We start from the raw sequence: 17,811 nt of genomic DNA, 5'->3' as shown, positions 1-17,811 counted from the left end.
TCGATCAACAATGGGTTTAAAGGGGGAATTATGAAAGTTGTAGTACTACTGTCTTTGCTGAGTGTGTCGCTGATCTCTTGCTCAACTCTACAAAAATTCGTAGGTATGGAAGAACAAGCGAAAACCGAGTCGTCGGATTCTGCCTTCCAATCATCGCCTCGCGGTGATGGAGCTGATGTCATTGACCCATATGCAATGGAATCCTCTTCTGAAGCCATTGCGACAGCTACTGAAGAGACAGTACCTGCTGAGTCTCATTCTGTCGAAAGCGTTGATCATGAATCAATGTCGGCTCAAGCAAGTGCCCCTTTAACTTTAGACCATCAAGAAACTCAAGTAGCAGAAATGGCTCCAGCTATGGAATCAACATCGTCTGCTTCTTCAATGGATATGGCTGCAAGCTCTGAAATGTCAGATGCTGGGCAAACAGAATCTATGGTGGCAGGTCCAATCGAAACTCCACAAGTTGAAGTCTTCGATGACGTTAAAAAAGAACAACAATACGTAATGTCGACTCCGAAGCAGTCGTTCTCTGAAAAGAAAATGAAGTCTAAGAAGTCTGCAAAAATAGCGAAAAAAGAAAAGAAAGGCAAAAAGTCTCAAGCTATCGCAAAAAAGGAGAAATCAAAAAAATCCAAACTTCTAGCTAAAAAATCTTTGAAAAAGGAGAAACTAGCAAAAGGTTCGAAAGCTAAAAAAGACAAACTTGCTAAAAATAAAAGTGGTAAGAAAAATGCAAAAATTGCGAAGAAAGATAAGAAAGGTCGCAATGTTGCAAACTCAAAAAAGTCTTATAAAGTTTCAAAAAAATAGTTTTTAGATAGTGTTAGCGAATTCCTAAATGCTCTAAACCCAACGGCGACCCCCGAATCACATTCGGGGCTTCGTCGTTGAAGATAGCAGCGCGATTACCAGTCTCTGCCACTAATGCTTGTTCTTCCTGTTGGGAAATATTCGAAAGAAAAATGATTAGAAATACGCTCACACGTAACTGTGTTCACCATGACCACGTCATAGGTCATTATTTTTCTCTCGCGACCATTCACCATGCCTGCGCGTTCAGAGACTGCCAAGATAGCTTCAGAGGGAGTGCCTTTATTAGTTTCCACTTCGGCAAGTTTTTGCATGTTCTGAAGGTGTTGGATTTCAGCTTCAGTCTTGCCAAAAGAGTCATAGTTATATTGCTTAAGGTTGTGCTCAATCGTGAGGCTCAAAGTATCGAGGCTAAAAACTCGAACCTCAGTCAATGAATAGTTCTTCATGCCGTGGAGGCGAGAAGCCTCTACCAGGTCTCTGCTATAGCGGCCCTCACATTTTGCATGGGCTTGGATGGATGCGCCTGTAACTAAAACGAGTGCGATAAGTGCTGATCTCATAAACATAAAACTCTCCCTTTTAGATTATAAAGTAGTGTCGACTCAGGGATTTGCAAAATAGCTGCCCGGGGGGCAGGGGGCCCTAAACACAAAAGAAAGGACCTGGGGGGAAAAGGCGCGCTTAGCGAATAGACAGGTGACGAAACCCGCTATTTTTTAAAGATTGCTACAAACTCTTGTGGGAGCGGTGCTTCGAGGGAAATAGCCTTTCCGTCGAGGGATAAATCCAGGCGCGAAGCATGTAAAAACATTCTGTCGGTACCGTAAATTTCGGCCATTCGTTTATTGAATTTCGGATCGTTGTAACGACCGTCACCGATGATGGCGTGTTTGGCGATGGCAGCATGTTTGCGGATCTGATGCTGTCGACCCGTCATCAACTCCACTTCGATCAAGCTTAAATATTTATTGGCATTAATAACTTTAAATCGTGTTTTAGCATCGATGCGATCCTTGGAAAGACCCTGAGGATTTTGGCGACCTTCAGCCTTATCGCTGATGGCCCAAGACCATTCCTGCCAAGAATCTGAGACTGGCATTCCACCACGCAAGACAGCGTGATAGATCTTTTTGCAATCCCGTTCCTCAAAGATCCCTGCCAGTTCTTTGGCACATGCAGGAGTCAAAGCAAGCAACAGAACCCCGCTGGTTTCTTTATCCAAACGATGTGCCAAATGCAGTTGTTGGTATTTTTTGTCTTTCAGTTGGGCCGCTAATAGGTGCAAAACATCTTGAGGATCGTTATGAACACTGACGCCTGCTGGTTTATTGACGGCAATCCAGCCATCACCTTCTGCTAAAATTTCTAAATTCATTTGATTAAATCCCGTTCGCGAAGATCTTGCAGAATGCTTTGCAATTCAGTCGGTGAAACATCTCGCGCTGCAAGTTCAGACGCATACAGTGCCTTTTCCAGACGAGAAACAGCCAAAACTTGAATCGAAAGTAAAATCAACAGGTGAAAGAAAAACCCAATCCAACTAAAAAAGAAGGAAAATGTTCCCATCAGCGTAATGGAACGTCGAGAAGCCGCGCGATCTTTTTCAGCCGAATATTCTTTGTATTCCTGAATGCGGCTGTCAGTTTCGTTCCAATAAAGTCCTGCTTGGCGCAGATTTTTTTGTAAATGAGTTGTTGCCGAGGAGTTTAGTTTTTTACGGTGCAAATGAAAATGGACCCCTGTCAAAGTCAGAGAAGGAATCCATCCAATTACGTAAGAGACTGCAAGTTCTGGAGCCATGGTGTTAATTATCAATATCTTAGCTGCTGATTTTACTCAAAGACAATTTAGAATGAGTCGAGTGGGGGACGTCATGAATTCCGCTATTCAAGAATTTCTCGATTTCTTAGACAAAGAAGATGATCAGGATTACGGAGATTTTATGCGTGAAACCGACCATCATCTAATGCGCATGGTGGAGTCTCTTCGCGCTTTGACCCCGGAACAAGTCTGGCAAATTCGCAAATTGCGAGAGCAATTACTCTGGAGTTATCAAAATGATGTCAATGTTGTGAAGGCTGAATTGCGAGAGGGAGTCATGCATCTTGAGCAATGACTTTATGCATTCTGAGGGGCTTGCTTTGCACCTTCCAGCTCTGTAGGCTTTTCCTCAGAGCAGGAGGATATCATGTCGCAATTAATGACTCAGGAATTCTGCATTTCGATCAGTGATTTGGCTGCCTTTCTTCACATTTCTCCTCCGAAGGCCAAAGAGAAAGCAGAATTGGCGCTGCAAAAGAAAATCAAAACTCCATGGTTGATGCCCGATGAAGTCCGCGCGACTTTGTTAGCCGAAGGGTATAAATACCCGCAAAAAGTGGTCTCCGTACAAATGCTCAAAGGGGGAGTTGCTAAAACAACTTCAGTCTTGAATATGGGGCTACGTGCGGCGATGTATGGTGCGCGGGTTTTATTTATCGACTTGGATCAACAAGCAAACTTGAGTTTCGCCCTCGGAGTGGAAGATGAAAGTCTGCCGGTCTGGGTGGATATCGTTGAAAAGAAAAAGAACATCGAAGAATGCGTTCGTTTTATCGAGCCCCATGTGGACTTGATTCCTTCCAGTTTGAATAACTCGGTGATGGATCGAGTTTTAATGAACTCCAATCGAAATTGGGCACAAGCCATCAAAGGGCCATTGGAGAAAATCCGTCATCGTTACGATTTGATTCTGATCGATACTGCGCCAGCGCTGAGTGCGACGAACACGGCCGTCACGATTGCATCGGATGAAGTCATTTTGCCTGTGAATCCGGATAAATTCGCGATCTTAGGTCTTGAAAAGAACTTAGGAGAACTCGAGGACATTCGCGCTGATTTTGATCTTCAGTTCCAAAAGAAGATTCTTTTCACGAAGTTTGATGGGCGCGAAAATGCCAGTCATGAACTTTTGCAGAAGTGTATTGATTCCTTTGCCGATGAATTAATGAAGGGCTATATTCGTACTTCTTCGGAGGTTAAAAACTCCGTGCGATCCGGCAAAAGCCTTTTTGCAGGTAAGTCTCCTGTTAAAGCGGACTATGATTTAGTAACTAGAGAAGTCTTAGGCTTCATGTGAGGATTTATGCCAGAAATTAAAAATTACGACGGAAAAAAGAAAAAACATTCAGGCCACGCAAAACGTCGCCCTCATCATGAAATGCCGGATGAAATTAATACGGAAGCACAAAATGAAGGTGTTGAGTCTCCAGCTGACATGCGCGCGGATGCTCGTGCTGCTTTTGAGGAAATGCCAGAAACACCTCCTCAAGTAGACGAAGAAACAGCGCAGCCGTCTGAAGATGAGGGCGTGCATGAGCCTCATCACGAAGAACAGCCACAGAAAGTTCATGTTGAATTCTACGGGAGTGATATCATTCGCGAGAAGGCTCCTAAAGTCATGGAGCTTGCGGATACGGTTGCGGATGAATGGGTGAAAGATGGGCAGTTCGAAGGTTTGCCGGTAGGAAACCCCATTGCGCAAATGGCAGCGGCCAAGGCCCTTCGCACAGCCAAAGATGTTGAAAAGAAGCTAGAAGAAAAAGGCGTTTTTGCGATGGCAAAGATGGGTCTTGATTACGTTAAAGCAAAAATTGAAGAGAAGAAACGTCACTAATGGGACCACGTGAACAACGTTTGCATCAGCTTTTAGAGGGGGCATTGGCCCCTTCTTATTTAGAAATCGAGAACGAGAGTTCACAGCATTCCGTTCCGCCAGGCAGTGAAACTCATTTCAAAGTGCTTATTGTTTCCGATAAGTTTGCCGGTAAAAGTCGTATTGATCGCCAACGGCTGGTTAACGAGGCCCTGAAGCAAGAGTTGCAGTCGGGCCTCCATGCTCTGACGCAAAGGGCTTTAACTCCCGAGGAATGGGATCAGCAAAAATCCAAAATGCAGTTTGAGTCCCCTGAATGCATGGGCGGATCGAAACAGTCTAAATAATTCAGTTTAAAAATTGCTTTGGAAATTACTCTTCGAATTGGTTGAGCTTACTTTTAAGCTCACCGAGGAGTTTTTTGACTTCAAGAAGTTGTTCTTGATCTGGAGAGACTTTGTTAGCGACTTCTTCCGTGAGAGTTTCCCAGGAACTTAAAGCCTCGCGCAAGCCGGAGTTCAGGCCGCCAAGACGACTTTTCTTCGAAGTCTCTTTCGTCTCCTGCTTAGGTTGTTCTTGCTCGGGCTTACTGTCACTCATGTTGTCGTATAACTCTTTTATCGTTTTTCAGAGCATCTTGCTCTGAGGATCGATAGTTTTATTAATGGAACTCCATTTGACAAGTAGTTTTAGCCTGATAAATTGACTTTTTTCCCCTGCGGGCGCCGAAGCTTTAGCGAAGGCGACTACTTGTTTTAGGAGTGCGACATCATGTCTCAAGAGATTATCTACACAATGAAGGGCGTAAGTAAAGTATATCCTCCACAGAGATACGTTTTGAAGGATATCTACTTATCTTACTTTTACGGCGCAAAAATCGGCGTTTTGGGTCTAAACGGATCCGGTAAATCGACTTTGCTTAGAATTATGGCAGGAGTCGACAAAGACTTCTTAGGTGAAGCATTCCCTTCCAAAACAATGAAGGTCGGTTACTTCGAACAAGAACCACACCTTGATGAGAACCTCACGGTTAAAGAAAATATCTTCTCTGGCATGGGTGAACTTCCCAAGCTCATGAAAGAATACAATGAGATCAACGACAAATTCAGCGACCCGGATTTGTCTCCAGAGGCGATGGAAAAGTTGATCGAAAAACAAGGTGCCATTCAAGAGAAGCTAGAAGCTTTGGGCGGTTGGGATGTCGATCAAAAAATCGAAATCGTGATGGATGCTCTTCGCTGTCCAGATGGCGATATGTCTGTGACGAAACTATCAGGTGGTGAAAAACGCCGTGTTGCTTTGGCAAGATTGATCATGTCAGAGCCAGACATCTTGTTGTTGGATGAGCCTACGAATCACTTGGACGCAGAGTCAGTGGCATGGCTTGAACAATATCTCTCTAAATTCCCAGGCACCGTTATTGCGGTTACGCATGACCGTTATTTCTTGGATAACGTTGCTGGCTGGATCCTTGAACTTGACCGTGGTGAAGGTATTCCTTGGAAAGGGAACTACACATCTTGGTTGGAACAAAAAGACAAGCGTCAAGCGAATGAGCAAAAAGCTCAAGCTTCTCGTGCGAAGACTCTTGAAAGAGAGTTGGATTGGATTCGTCAGGGTGCAAAAGCTCGTCAGGCGAAATCAAAAGCTCGTATTTCGAACTATGAAAACTTGTTGAAAGAAGCGACTCCAGAGAAAATCCAAGAGATGTCTATTTATATCCCACCGGGACCTCGTTTGGGTGACATCGTTGTGGAAGCTAAGGGAATTACCAAAGCTTATGACCATAAAGTCCTCTTGGATGATGTGAGCTTTACGATTCCGCGCGGCGCAATCGTGGGTGTTATCGGGCCGAACGGTGTTGGTAAATCGACGTTGTTCCGTATGATCACGGGTAAAGAAACGCCGGATAAAGGGACTTTCAAAGTCGGTGAGACGGTGAAAATTGCCTACGTCGATCAAAGCCGTGAGACGTTGAACCCTGAAAAAACAGTGTTTGAAGAGCTCTCTGGCGGTCAAGACGTGATCCAATTGGGCACTCGTGAGATCAATGCTCGTCAGTACGTTTCATGGTTTAACTTCTCTGGAACTGACCAACAAAAGAAAGTTGGGCAGTTGTCAGGTGGTGAGCGCAATCGCGTGAATATGGCGAAAATCCTTAAAGAAGGCGGAAACCTTTTGCTTCTGGATGAGCCGACGAATGACCTTGACGTTAACACGATGCGTGCGCTTGAAGAAGCGTTGCTTGAGTTCGGTGGTTCTGCAGTCGTGATCTCGCATGATCGTTGGTTCTTGGACCGCGTGTGCACTCATATCATGGCGTTTGAAGGGGATTCGAAGATTGAATTCTTCCCTGGAAACTTCACTGAATACGAAGAAGACCGCAAACGTCGCCTAGGCGAAGACGCCGCTCAACCGAAGCGCATCCGCTTTAAGATGATATAAATATAGAAGGGCTCTCGAAAGAGGGCCCTTTTTCTTTTCGGGATGTCTCTTTAGGAAAAATAAATTGTCAGAATGACGAACCTTTAATTCGACACATTTTCTCTCTGAAATTATCTACACATATATAAGACTAAGGCTTGCGAGTGAGGACTGACTTCAAGATCTCGAAGTGCTCTTTAAGTTCCATGAAGAGCTCTGTCGAGCCGCCTTGATCGGGATGGAGGGCAATCGCGCAATGACGAAAGGCCTTTTTAAGTTCGGCCTCTGTAAAGCCCGCTGGGAGGTCATGGTTGTATGACTTTAGGAACTCGAAGGATTGCAGTTCTAGAGCGGAAAGCACGTGAGCCTTGCGCTGTGGGCGCGTAGCAGGACGAGGGTAAGCTTTGGATGAAACAGGAATGTCGAAGCGTCCAATTTGTCCAATTAAAAAGGCCATGTGCGCAGGATCTGACTTGTCAGATCCTTGGTAAGAAGTGGCTTCTGCTTGGGGATTTCCCATTTTCTCATTGAGGATTTGGCGGAAGCTAGCTTGAAAACTCATGTCTATCTTATCGACAGGACCACTGAGTTTTTGAGTCCAGAGTTGTCGTTTTCCGAGGGAAAAAGGCCGATTTTTCGGTGTTTCTAGAGGGGGACAGGGGGAGAAAAGGCGTTTTTCAGAGGGGAAAAAGACCCTTTTCGAGGGAAAAATGCAAAAAAATGAATTATTGATGCATTTTTTTTTGGACAAACGACTCGACTTAGATACACACTAAGCTCATTCGAGACTAACAAGACAAAAATCCTAACGGAGGAATTAAAAATGGCTAAAGCTAAAAAAGCTACAACTAAGAAAGCTGCTCCTAAAAAAGCTGCTACAAAAAAAGCTGCTCCTAAAAAAGCTGCTGCGAAAAAAGCTGCTGCTCCTAAGAAAGCCGCTGCTCCTAAAAAGAAAACTGCTCGTAAACCAAATCCTGCATTCATGAAGGCTTTGACTCCTTCTGCAGCTTTGGCAGCAGTTGTTGGTGCTTCTCCACTTCCACGCACTGAAGTTGTTAAAAAACTTTGGGCTTACATCAAAAAGAACGGTCTTCAAGACTCTAAAAACCGTAGAAACATCAATGCTGACGCAAAACTTAAAGAAGTTTTCGGCGGTAAAACTACTGTTTCTATGTTCGACATGACTAAACTTGTTTCAAAACACTTGAAATAGGTCTTAGCTTACATAGATCTTTAAAGCCCAGGTAACCCCTGGGCTTTTTTTATTATCCCTATCAAATCTGTAAGGCGTGTGCTATACCTGCCCCCATGGGAATCAAGCCTTTATCACTCGAAGAAATCAAAAAAATGACTCGCGCGTGTCGTATTGCTGCTGACACACTTACGTACCTCGATAAGTACGTAAAAGCTGGTATCACGACCAATCAAATTGATGAACTAGCCAATGATTTTATGCTGACTAAAGGCGCGAAGTCCGCGTGCTTGGGTTATCACGGTTATCCGAAATACACTTGTACGTCTGTGAACGAAGTTGTTTGTCATGGTCTTCCTGACGAAACAGTTTTGAAAGACGGCGATATCGTGAATGTGGACGTCACGGCTTGGATTGATGGTTTCTTTGGCGACACTTCCAAAATGTTCGCAATCGGAAATATCTCCGATGAAGCTCGGGACTTAATCGAAACGGCACGTATGGCCCGCGATCTAGGTATTGAAGCGATCACTCCAAAAGGCCGTACTGGCGATATTGGTTTTGAAACAAATAAGTATGTGACTCGTAAGGGGTACACGACTGTTAAAGAAATTGGGGGGCACGGCGTAGGTCGTATCTTCCACGAAGAGCCGTTCGTACCGTCTTTCGGTAAAAAGGGTAAGGGCGATATCTTGGTTCCATTCCATTGCATTACAGTGGAGCCCATGGTGAACCAAGGTACCGACGAGATCATTGAATACGATATCAAAGGGTCTAGCATTAAGTACTATCATACTGCGGATGGTCTATTATCAGCACAGTTTGAACATACAGTACTTGTGACAGATACTGGGTACGAGATTTTAACACTTCCATAATTTTTTAAGCTAAGATTGAACGTCTTTAGAAGGAACAAATATGTCACTAACAAACGCGACGAATGGAAAGAATGCTATGAAGAAAACTGGCAAAGCTCCGGTAGCTACTAAAGCAGCTGCGAAAACTCCAGCTGTTGATTACAGAGTCTCTAAAGAAGCAATGGAAAACCCAGAGGTTTTCGCAAAGCTTGCTAAATGGGGCCGTGAGGAAATCAAAATTGCTGAAACTGAAATGCCTGGCTTGATGGCTCTTCGTAAAGAGTACAAAAAAGCTCAACCTTTCAAAGGTGCTCGTATCGCGGGTTGCCTTCATATGACAATTCAAACAGCGGTTTTGATCGAGACTCTTGTTGAGCTTGGTGCGGAAATCCGTTGGTCTTCTTGCAACATCTTCTCTACTCAAGATCACGCTGCTGCTGCGATCGCTGCTGCAGGCATCCCTGTTTTTGCTTGGAAAGGTTTGACTGAGCAAGAATTTAACTGGTGTATCGAACAAACGATCACTGGCTGGGGCCCAGAAGGCTTCAACTTGATCCTTGATGACGGTGGTGACTTGACGAACATGATGCACGAACCACGTTTCGCAAAAGAGATGAAGAAAATCATCGGTATCTCTGAAGAAACAACAACAGGCGTGCACAACCTTGAGCAATTGTTGAAACAAGGAAAACTAAAAGTTCCTGCTATCAACATCAATGACTCTGTAACTAAATCTAAATTCGACAACCTTTACGGCTGCCGCGAATCACTTGCTGACGGTATCAAACGTGCAACTGACGTGATGGTTGCTGGTAAAGTGGTTGTTGTTGCTGGTTACGGCGACGTAGGTAAAGGTTCTGCGCACTCTATGCGTGGTCTTGGTGCTCGCGTTCTTATTACAGAAATCGATCCTATCTGCGCATTGCAAGCAGCAATGGAAGGTTTCGAAGTAACTACTATGGATGAAGCAGCTCCTTTGGCTGATATCTTTGTAACTGCAACTGGTTGCTGCGATATCATCACTGAAAAGCATTTCACTAAAATGAAAAACAACGCGATTGTGTGCAACATCGGTCACTTCGATATCGAAATCGATATGGCTTGGTTGAACAAAAATTCAAAAATCCGCGAAGTAAAACCACAAGTAGACATCCACACGTTGAAAAACGGAAACCAAGTTATCGTGTTGGCTCAAGGCCGCCTTGTAAACTTGGGTTGTGCTACTGGTCACCCTTCGTTCGTAATGTCGAACTCATTCACGAACCAAGTTTTGGCTCAAATGGAACTTTACCGTAACCGCGATAAATACCAAGAGATCGCAGTTTACCGTTTGCCTAAGCACCTAGACGAAAAAGTGGCTGCTTTGCACTTGGGTAAATTGGGTGTGAAATTGACGAAGCTTTCTCAAAAACAAGCTAAGTATCTTCACATGAATCCGAACGGGCCATTCAAGCCAGATCACTACCGCTATTAAAAAAGGCGGTCGGTGAAAACGGCTCATCCGACTTCGTTGTTGAGGGCTCCTGCCCTCAACCCTTCGGGCTACGCGCAAAAATAGCATCCTGCTATTTTTGTGTCGGGCACCTCGAATCGCTGCGACGTACCTGGAGTACGCCTCCGCGCTTAGAGAGATCCTCCGCCTCGCGTCTGAACCGTTTTGACCAACCTTGATTCGTATGTAAAAAGGGCTGCCTTTCAGGGCTGCCCTTTTTTTTGTTGGAGCTGCCCTTGGGGGTGGCTCTTTTTTTTAGCGTTGGATGGGGAGTTTGGTGATGAAGCCTAGGGTTAGTTTCTTTTCGAGGGTGCCGATGTAGTTTCCTTCGGTGTCTATGTTAGCTACTATGCTCTCGTTAACTTCCACGCTGTAAAGGGATTCTAGGATCATTCCGGTGCCGTCGCTGCGGAAGCCGATGAAGAAGGTGTAGCTTGCGTAGCCTTCGGCCCAGCCGCCGCGGGCGAAGGATGTTTGTACTAAATCTGAAAATTCAACTTGGCCACATTGATCGATCCATGGGTTTTCTGGCGTGCTGTTGGTTTCGCAAATTTGCATTTCAATGGCATTTCTAATTTTTGCTAAGCGCGAATCTGGATCAGCTAAAAGCATTGAGATGAGTTCTTGGTTTTCTTTGCCATCTAAATACTCGGATGCTTGAACATAATCACGGTCGTCGGTTGTGATCACGACCTTGGCGGAGTGGGAGTCTACTTTTTGGAAATCGCGGGTTTCCGCTTCGGCTGTGCAAAAGAGAAGAGTGGTACTCAACATTAAAATCACTTTTTTCATTGGATCTCCTGTAGAATTTGAACGAGATCGTCAGCTAAATCCCATTGCTGTGGGAGGGCAACAGCAAAATCAGAGATTGCCTAATTGAAACAGACCGGATTTAAATAGGGGCCTAGTGGAGGTTCCATGAAATTTACTTTAGCATTCGCAATAACACTTTTGGCATCGTTTGCTCAGGCAAGATTGTCTGATGGAAAAGTTCATTTCAAATTAGAAAAAACCAAAGTTGTTGGAACTGTCGACAAAGGATTTCATTTCAATAAAGAGGCCCCTGCATCGGCGCTGGTGAACGGTAAAGAAATCGAACCTTCCATAAAGGAAGAGAAGTCTTTGAGTTTTGAAGTCGGCAACGCAAACTTTGTAAATTTGAATCTCTATGTTTGCGACGATAAAAAAACAGTCTGTGAAGAGCATAGCTACGGCTACGCAATCCAAAACGGAAAACTAGAAACCAGCGGCGGTAAAGCTAAAGCTGATCCCGGTATTGCGCTGAAAAACTCAAAACCAGCCGAAGAAAAAAAAGCTTCCCCAAAAATGGGCCTACTTTCTGCTGAAGTTAAAATGAACTCTCATGGCTTTATCGAAAACGAATTTGCTATCGCGATGATGCAAGCTGAACAAAAAAATCAGTTGGTTCTTGTGGATTATGGGGCTCCTTGGTGTCCAGCTTGTGTGCGTTTGGAAACGGAAGTGTTTGGAACAAAAGAATTCCAAAAACTGACTAAGAACGTTGTGAAGCTTTATTTGAATGCTGACAAAGTTGCGAATAAAGAATTCGGAGCGAAATACAAAATCAAAGCCTTACCAACATTGATTGTATTGAACGCAAAAGGCGAAGAAATCTATCGCCACTTGGATTTTGCAACGACAGATGTGTTAGTTAAAGAACTTGGTCCACAATTTAAAAAAGCCACTGTTGATTGGGCAAAACTCGAGGAGTCCGCGACAAAGGGTGATAAAAAAGCCCAAAAACAACTCGCGGCTCGTGCGATGAATATGCTCGACTATGAAAACGCAGTGAAATGGTTTGAGATGCTAGGTGAGAAGTCATCTGACTATGCTTATAGCGAAACTTCATTGTGGTCAGAAAAATACAGCAAAGACTCCGTTGCCAACCTCCAAGGCTACGTTCAAGTCTTGAACAAATGGATCACGGCTTTGCCTGAATCTTACGTCAGCCTTGTTTCTAGAAACGATTTGGCCGGCACATATGACGACAAACAGATTCCAGATACGGTTAAAGCAGAACTGCAAAAAAACGTGGAGTTAGCTCAAGCCCTTTTGGTGACTGAAAAGAAATCAAAAAAGATGTGGAAAGAATTCGGCATGAGTGTCGCTCCATATGAGCGTGAAGAAATTTTGTCGAACATGATCACAAGCCTCAAGAAGCTAGATAAAAAAGATGACGTAGAAAAAGCCAAAGCTGAGTTGCGCGGTCTTCTTGAGAAAAAAGATCTTTCAATCAACCGCCCAGGCGAAGTTTTGGCGGGACTTTCTTATTTCCGCCAAGTTGATATGAAAGACAAAGAAGAGCAATGGTTGCTTGATCTCGATAAAGCAAACCCAGGAACATACTCATACCCGATGAAATTAGCGCGCTTTTACATGCGCGAAAAGAAATTCGACCAAGCTTTGCCATACGCTCAACTTGCCGTTGAGCGCGGCGACGGATTACGCCTTTCAAACTTAAAAGTTTTGGCAGAAGTGCAAAAAGAGCTGAAACAAAAGGACGCCGCTAAAAAATCAATCGAGCAAGCATTGGCATTGCCAGAAGCGAAACTCGAGCGCTATCAAACAACAACAAAAGCACTCGAGGATTTGAAGAAGTCCCTCTAGGTACCGCTTCCTTTCGTGTCGAAAAGGTACCAGGTTCTTTTTGTGAAGGATTTTAAGCAGGTACCTCTCGAACGGGGAGTTTACTTACAACGTGTAATCAGAGCTTCATTGACATCTTCGCCGCCGTCGCTTGTTGCGAAAAGCATGAGGATGTCTTCGTTCTTGCTTGACCAGTTTTTCCACTGTTCAGATTCTTGGTTTAAGTAGTCTCTTGTTTCTTCGGCTTCTCCGATTTCATCAAAGATGATAGTTTCATTTTTGTATTTGTATCCCCATGTTTGCAATTGATCGCTATAGAAAACATCAATCAAACCAGAGACTGCATCTTTAACATCTTGATAGTTGCCTGTGTAGCAGGTGCCTGGGGCTGGGATATGAGGGCTTGAGATCTCAAGCTCGAGGCCTAAAGTTTCGAAAGACTTGTAAACGGAAGCATTGAAGGCAGTCATTTTTTCGTATGAGTCATTGGATGAAAACTCAAAGTAAGCAGGAATAGTTGGAAGACCAACTGCTTTAAGTTGTTCATTCAATGGGCCCATAGCCACCGGTGTTTCATTGTAATCGATGATAACAATAGGAACACGGATAGTTGCTGTTGCATAAACTTGTGCACTCATTAGAAAAGTCGCTAAACCTAAAATCGCTTTTTTCATTATTTGCTCCTATGTAACTTGATAAGGGAGCTTATACAGGAAATTCGAGAATTCCTAAAATGTATGTTTTAGACATTATAATTCATTCAAAGAATAGGTACCTGCTTTCTTTCGTGTCGAAAAGGTACCAGGTTCTTTTTGTGAAGGATTTTAAGCAGGTACCTTTCGAAGTGTGAAAGGAATTTTCCCTAGGGATTTCCCGTTTGCGAGGATTTCGACGTGGTGAAGTCCCGGATAAAGGACTCGAGTGGTGACGGGTTTAAAGGAGTGGGACTTCTTAATGTGAACCCATTCATTTGGCTTTAGGTTCTTTGTTGTTAGCTTAAAGACCTTGCCAGATTCACCGCGAGCCTTGCGATAGTGAATCACGTAGTCGATCACGGCCATGCCTTTGTGTTTGGATTCGATCTCAAACTCAAAGTGAATCTTGTCTCCGACTTTGATCGACTTCTTATCCACTTTAAAACCACGAATCTTCACGTTCATATCGGTATTTACCCCAATGAGCTTTAAAGCCTTGGGATTGCCTTTTTTGATAAGTCCACGCAAAGCGTGGCGGGTGATCCAGTCGATTTTATCCTGATGTTGTTTTGGAGCTTCCTTTTTCCAACGGGTCAGAGTTTTGATTGTGACCTCGGGATTATCCTTGGAAATATCGTTCAAATGATTTGCCACAGATTTACGAACATAGAGCTCGTCATCATATTTCAACTTCTCAAGTAATTTTAAAGTCGGCGTTGGATCCTTGATAAAATGTGGGAGCTGCTCGCCCCAAGGCAGGCGGGGGCGCGTGCCCTCCGAAACCCAGCGGCGCACATGATGAACTGGGTGATCGGTGAGATCATTCAAATATTGAAGGCTCAGATCCGTGTGATGAATCAGGAACGGGCGCACAGCGAACTCGCTGGTAAACTTCTGAGTCAAAACGGTTAAGGCCTCTAAAGACTCTTCCGCGTTCTGAAGTCCATGCAGCTGGATAAATTCCGTAAACGGCCAAAGGTCAAAGCCCTTCAATGCGCTTGAGGCTGACTTGGGTTTTTCTGCTGCTAACAGCAGAATCTTCAATGCCTTGGAATAATCCGCAGGTAAATGCTCCTGCAGATTCTGCGCAATCAAGCGCGTGCGGGCTTTTAACTCCAGGGCGTGAAGTTTTTTTGACAGCTCTTCAAACTTTTTAGAATTAAAATCAGGATAGTGGTGGCGGATATGGCTTGAAATTTTCTTTACCAACTCCGCATTCATCCAATTTTTGAAAGCGGAGTCCTGAGATGAATCTCCTTTTTGAGGCATATCGCAGGACCCTTTCTTAGAATTTCAATTTGTCGGTATAGGCGCGAAGTTCTTGGATGCTCTCGCGGATGTCATCAAGGGCGCGATGCTTGTTCGCTTTCTTGTAGACGAAGTTGTACTTGTTATTAAAGATCACTTTCCAAGAAGACACATCCACCATGCGATAGTGCAGGCGGCTGGCAAGATCTGGCATGTACTTATCAATGAACAAGCGATCTTGCATAATGGAGTTGCCAGCCAGGACAGGTTTGTCTTTGGTATTCGGGAAGTGCTTCTTGACCATGTCGACGAGTTTCGCTTCGACTTGATCTGGCTCCATGCCATTTGGAACTTTGGCAGTAAGGCCTGATTTGGCGTGGTGCTCAGTATTCCAAGCATCCATTGCCGCCAGATATTTTTGCGGCTGTTTTACAACGGTTTCAAATGTTTCAAGTTCTGCAAAATTAAGGTCAGTGACGATAGCGGCGACTTCGATGATGACTTCCTTGTTCACATCAAGGCCTGTCATCTCCATATCAATCCACAATAGCTTATTCACGAAAGGATCCTGTTCTAGGGCTCTGTGGCCCGATGTCCTTCTATAATGAAGGATAGGGCCAAGACTGACAAGGATTATGCCTTCTGTTGCTCCAGGCCGGAGCGAAGGGCGCGCTCAACTGTGGTAATTAGCGTGCGCTCATCCCAAGGTTTGTCGATAAACGCGTAAACACCCAGGCGTTGGGCTTCTTGAACCATTTCTTTTTGGCCATATCCCGTATGGATAATAAAAGGAATCGTGAGACCGCTTTCGCGCATCCACTTTAATACTTCGAGGCCGGATTTTTTTGGCATTTTCTCGTCAGACAAAACCGCATCAAAGGCATGAGCCTTTAATAAATCAATGCCTTCCAAGCCGTTTGAGGCTTGGTGAATTTCGCTTGCTGAGTCTTCGAGTAAGGAACTTAGAATCTCCCGGAGTTCGGATTCATCATCGATAATGAGGAGACGTCCCTTTGTTACAATGTCTGCCATAATGAGTATTATGACAGAATTGTGAGCGATCGTCACCGTTCTCTCCGGTCAAATTATCTTGAAGAGAATGTGAGTTAGACGGAAGTGTTGTTAAAGACCTATTTGTCTTTGTGCGCACCTGTGATTTTGTAATCACCGGCCTTTGAAACCGCGGCTTGAATCTGGTCTTGAGACAAAACCACGCCTTTTTTAGAGGAAATTACGATCTTACCGACGGTAACGTCACATTTCTCAATACCATCCATTTTGCAGACCTGAGCCTGGATAGACTTTGCGCAAGAACCGCAGTGCATACCCGCCACGTCGTAAGTCGTCGTATCAGCATGAGCAGCAGATGATAGTAAAAGGGCAGTTAAGATAAGTAGGTGTTTCAAGGTTTTCCTCCTGAAAGGGGTCAGTGCCGAAGACAGTATACCCAAATTTAGGTATTTCCAAGAGTCCTGAGGGGTGAAAATGCTCAAAAAGATAGCATTAAGCGCCTTGTAAAAGGTTTTTTAAAAATACTTGTTGAACTGCGGGCTTACCATGGCTATAAAAGATTCTCCAAAACGTTGCGGGGTGGTAGTTAAGTTGGTTATAACGTCCGCCTGTCACGCGGAAGGCCGCGGGTTCGAGTCCCGTCCACCCCGCCAATTTTTTAGGAAATAGAATCACCGAAGTTAAAGCTTCGGTTTTTTTATGTCCTTTTTATAAATAATACTAAGTTTATATTAATGCGCGATACACGGTCGCTTGGTTACTCGAGGCCAGGCCAAAGTTTTCCATCAACAACTACGGCCCTTGAAGTTGCTTGATATCTCTCAACGGTGGGTTTCCAAAAAAGCGTTTGTATTCGCGATTGAATTGATTTGGGCTGGCGTAGCCGACTTCAACCGCGGCTCTTGTGACATCCATTAAGCCAAACATTAAAAGTCTTCGTGCTTCTTGCATGCGAAGTTGTTTTTGATATTGAAGCGGGCTCATTGAAGTCACGGCCTTAAATTTAGAGAACAAGGCCGAAGCGCTCATTCCGCTTTCATCGGCAATCTCCTCCACCGTGATTGTTTTATCAAAGTTCTCCTTGATCCAATCGAGTGCTCGGACGATGCCTTTGTCTTTTCCGAACAAAGATGAATTTTGCAAAAGCAAATGATTGAACTCGCTCGCTAATAACTCGTAGATAAGTTCTTTTTTTGCGAGACCAGCAATAAATTTTGAACTGCTTTCTGACTGTGCTTGCTCAAGCAGTTTTAAAAAAAGCGAACCTAAGTTTTTATGCGCCGGCCTCACGAAGGCGCCTGGATTGATGGTGCCTTTCGGATTTATTTTTATCTCAGCCTCTTTAATGACTGAAAATATCTCTTTTGGTTCGAATGTAATTCGAAGCCCGATATAAGGCTCTTTGGGTGTGGCTTTAACGACGTGCCCGGCAATCGGCATATCAATGGCCGATGCGATAAACTCTCCGGGATTGCAGTAAATCGTTTCTTTGGCGATGTTGAGCAATTTTTTACCCTGTACGATTAGGCAAATTGAAGGATCAAGGATGCCGCGCTCGAAAGGCGTCGGTTGATCATTTTTTTGGATCACAAAATAGGGGAGTTTAGTTTTGTTTGTGCCATTGGTGAGTTTCGCTGGCTGGGCTAACTCTATCAAAGCCTTGAGCTGACTGTTTAATATTGGGTCAGTTGGTTTCATTTGAGCTCCAAGTAAATTGCCTATTTCTACAAATTCTAGTGCAGCTTTTAGAGGACGTCTAGCGGTCGGGAAAGGATTTGTAGTTTTAGGCAAGTATTTAGGAGTGGTGGAGTGGCACGTATTTAAGGGACGCGTAG

The 17,811-nt window shown here is 44.3% G+C and carries 22 protein-coding genes and 1 tRNA gene; 11 read left to right on the top strand and 12 right to left on the bottom strand.

Annotated elements, in window-relative coordinates; all coding sequences use genetic code 11:
- The first annotated feature begins 30 nt into the window (after nt 1-30).
- Nucleotides 31-813, top strand: a complete 783-nt coding sequence (locus ACLWOR_RS15395) for a hypothetical protein (RefSeq protein WP_413941665.1) — start codon at nt 31-33, stop codon at nt 811-813.
- A gap of 95 nt (nt 814-908) precedes the next feature.
- Here ACLWOR_RS15395 and ACLWOR_RS15390 read toward each other — a convergent pair whose 3' ends face one another.
- The 3 genes from ACLWOR_RS15390 to ACLWOR_RS15380 form a co-directional block, all read right to left on the bottom strand.
- Nucleotides 909-1,382: a hypothetical protein gene (locus tag ACLWOR_RS15390; RefSeq protein ID WP_413941664.1), complete on the bottom strand. Its 474-nt coding sequence runs from the start codon at nt 1,380-1,382 to the stop codon at nt 909-911.
- Nucleotides 1,383-1,525: 143 nt separating this feature from the next.
- Nucleotides 1,526-2,191, bottom strand: coding sequence for an RluA family pseudouridine synthase (locus tag ACLWOR_RS15385; protein ID WP_413941662.1), 666 nt, complete (start codon nt 2,189-2,191; stop codon nt 1,526-1,528).
- A complete protein-coding gene (locus ACLWOR_RS15380; protein WP_413941661.1) occupies nt 2,188-2,616 on the bottom strand; it encodes a hypothetical protein in 429 nt (142 codons plus the stop codon). Before ACLWOR_RS15380 ends, ACLWOR_RS15385 begins: the two co-directional genes overlap by 4 nt.
- 73 nt (nt 2,617-2,689) lie before the next feature.
- Here ACLWOR_RS15380 and ACLWOR_RS15375 point away from each other — a divergent pair, with 73 nt between their 5' ends.
- The 4 genes from ACLWOR_RS15375 to ACLWOR_RS15360 all read left to right on the top strand — a co-directional run bounded on the left by ACLWOR_RS15375 (nt 2,690) and on the right by ACLWOR_RS15360 (nt 4,797).
- On the top strand, nt 2,690-2,932 hold the full coding sequence (locus ACLWOR_RS15375) for a hypothetical protein (protein ID WP_413941660.1): 243 nt from the start codon (nt 2,690-2,692) through the stop codon (nt 2,930-2,932).
- Nucleotides 2,933-3,004: 72 nt separating this feature from the next.
- Entirely contained in the window at nt 3,005-3,934 is a 930-nt protein-coding gene (locus tag ACLWOR_RS15370) for a ParA family protein (protein WP_413941659.1), read from the top strand.
- Between the two features lie 6 nt (nt 3,935-3,940).
- On the top strand, nt 3,941-4,471 hold the full coding sequence (locus ACLWOR_RS15365; RefSeq protein ID WP_413941658.1) for a hypothetical protein: 531 nt from the start codon (nt 3,941-3,943) through the stop codon (nt 4,469-4,471).
- Entirely contained in the window at nt 4,471-4,797 is a 327-nt protein-coding gene (locus ACLWOR_RS15360) for a BolA family protein (protein WP_413941657.1), read from the top strand. Before ACLWOR_RS15365 ends, ACLWOR_RS15360 begins: the two co-directional genes overlap by 1 nt.
- Before the next feature lie 25 nt (nt 4,798-4,822).
- On the opposite strand, the gene ACLWOR_RS15355 is transcribed toward ACLWOR_RS15360, so the two are convergent.
- Entirely contained in the window at nt 4,823-5,050 is a 228-nt protein-coding gene (locus ACLWOR_RS15355; RefSeq protein WP_413941656.1) for a hypothetical protein, read from the bottom strand.
- A 171-nt stretch (nt 5,051-5,221) separates the two neighbouring features.
- Between ACLWOR_RS15355 and ettA the strand changes: the two genes are divergently transcribed.
- On the top strand, nt 5,222-6,895 hold the full coding sequence (gene ettA / locus ACLWOR_RS15350; protein WP_413941655.1) for an energy-dependent translational throttle protein EttA: 1,674 nt from the start codon (nt 5,222-5,224) through the stop codon (nt 6,893-6,895).
- A 130-nt stretch (nt 6,896-7,025) separates the two neighbouring features.
- Here ettA and ACLWOR_RS15345 read toward each other — a convergent pair whose 3' ends face one another.
- Nucleotides 7,026-7,436: a J domain-containing protein gene (locus ACLWOR_RS15345; protein ID WP_413941654.1), complete on the bottom strand. Its 411-nt coding sequence runs from the start codon at nt 7,434-7,436 to the stop codon at nt 7,026-7,028.
- A gap of 261 nt (nt 7,437-7,697) precedes the next feature.
- Between ACLWOR_RS15345 and ACLWOR_RS15340 the strand changes: the two genes are divergently transcribed.
- From ACLWOR_RS15340 to ahcY, 3 genes are all read left to right on the top strand, one after another.
- A complete protein-coding gene (locus tag ACLWOR_RS15340) occupies nt 7,698-8,087 on the top strand; it encodes an SWIB/MDM2 domain-containing protein (protein WP_413941653.1) in 390 nt (129 codons plus the stop codon).
- A 95-nt stretch (nt 8,088-8,182) separates the two neighbouring features.
- Nucleotides 8,183-8,944 carry a type I methionyl aminopeptidase gene (map, locus tag ACLWOR_RS15335; protein ID WP_413941652.1) on the top strand — a complete coding sequence of 254 codons (762 nt, stop codon included), beginning with the start codon at nt 8,183-8,185 and terminating at the stop codon, nt 8,942-8,944.
- A gap of 40 nt (nt 8,945-8,984) precedes the next feature.
- Entirely contained in the window at nt 8,985-10,397 is a 1,413-nt protein-coding gene (gene ahcY, locus ACLWOR_RS15330; RefSeq protein WP_413941651.1) for an adenosylhomocysteinase, read from the top strand.
- A 273-nt stretch (nt 10,398-10,670) separates the two neighbouring features.
- On the opposite strand, the gene ACLWOR_RS15325 is transcribed toward ahcY, so the two are convergent.
- Complete coding sequence (locus ACLWOR_RS15325; RefSeq protein WP_413941650.1) at nt 10,671-11,207, bottom strand: hypothetical protein; 537 nt, start codon at nt 11,205-11,207, stop codon at nt 10,671-10,673.
- Nucleotides 11,208-11,333: 126 nt separating this feature from the next.
- Here ACLWOR_RS15325 and ACLWOR_RS15320 point away from each other — a divergent pair, with 126 nt between their 5' ends.
- Nucleotides 11,334-13,043: a thioredoxin fold domain-containing protein gene (locus tag ACLWOR_RS15320; protein WP_413941649.1), complete on the top strand. Its 1,710-nt coding sequence runs from the start codon at nt 11,334-11,336 to the stop codon at nt 13,041-13,043.
- 80 nt (nt 13,044-13,123) lie between these two features.
- Here the strand turns inward: ACLWOR_RS15320 and ACLWOR_RS15315 are convergent, their stop codons facing one another.
- From ACLWOR_RS15315 to ACLWOR_RS15295, 5 genes are all read right to left on the bottom strand, one after another.
- Nucleotides 13,124-13,696: a hypothetical protein gene (locus ACLWOR_RS15315; protein ID WP_413941648.1), complete on the bottom strand. Its 573-nt coding sequence runs from the start codon at nt 13,694-13,696 to the stop codon at nt 13,124-13,126.
- A gap of 150 nt (nt 13,697-13,846) precedes the next feature.
- On the bottom strand, nt 13,847-14,986 hold the full coding sequence (locus tag ACLWOR_RS15310; protein WP_413941647.1) for a DNA alkylation repair protein: 1,140 nt from the start codon (nt 14,984-14,986) through the stop codon (nt 13,847-13,849).
- 16 nt (nt 14,987-15,002) lie between these two features.
- On the bottom strand, nt 15,003-15,524 hold the full coding sequence (gene orn, locus ACLWOR_RS15305; protein ID WP_413941646.1) for an oligoribonuclease: 522 nt from the start codon (nt 15,522-15,524) through the stop codon (nt 15,003-15,005).
- A 74-nt stretch (nt 15,525-15,598) separates the two neighbouring features.
- Entirely contained in the window at nt 15,599-15,997 is a 399-nt protein-coding gene (locus ACLWOR_RS15300; protein WP_413941645.1) for a response regulator, read from the bottom strand.
- 98 nt (nt 15,998-16,095) lie between these two features.
- On the bottom strand, nt 16,096-16,371 hold the full coding sequence (locus ACLWOR_RS15295) for a heavy-metal-associated domain-containing protein (protein WP_413941644.1): 276 nt from the start codon (nt 16,369-16,371) through the stop codon (nt 16,096-16,098).
- Between the two features lie 181 nt (nt 16,372-16,552).
- Between ACLWOR_RS15295 and ACLWOR_RS15290 the strand changes: the two genes are divergently transcribed.
- Nucleotides 16,553-16,629 (top strand) — tRNA-Asp (locus tag ACLWOR_RS15290).
- Nucleotides 16,630-16,768: 139 nt separating this feature from the next.
- Here the strand turns inward: ACLWOR_RS15290 and ACLWOR_RS15285 are convergent.
- Nucleotides 16,769-17,767 (bottom strand): AraC family transcriptional regulator, encoded by a 999-nt coding sequence (locus ACLWOR_RS15285; protein WP_413941643.1) that lies wholly within the window; start codon nt 17,765-17,767, stop codon nt 16,769-16,771.
- Nucleotides 17,768-17,811: the final 44 nt, after the last annotated feature.

The sequence above is a fragment of the Bdellovibrio sp. HCB2-146 genome (genome assembly GCF_047345725.1).
Taxonomy (GTDB): Bacteria; Bdellovibrionota; Bdellovibrionia; order Bdellovibrionales; family Bdellovibrionaceae; genus Bdellovibrio.
Note: the sequence above shows the minus strand (reverse complement) of the source record. Positions and strands in the feature narration are given on the sequence as shown.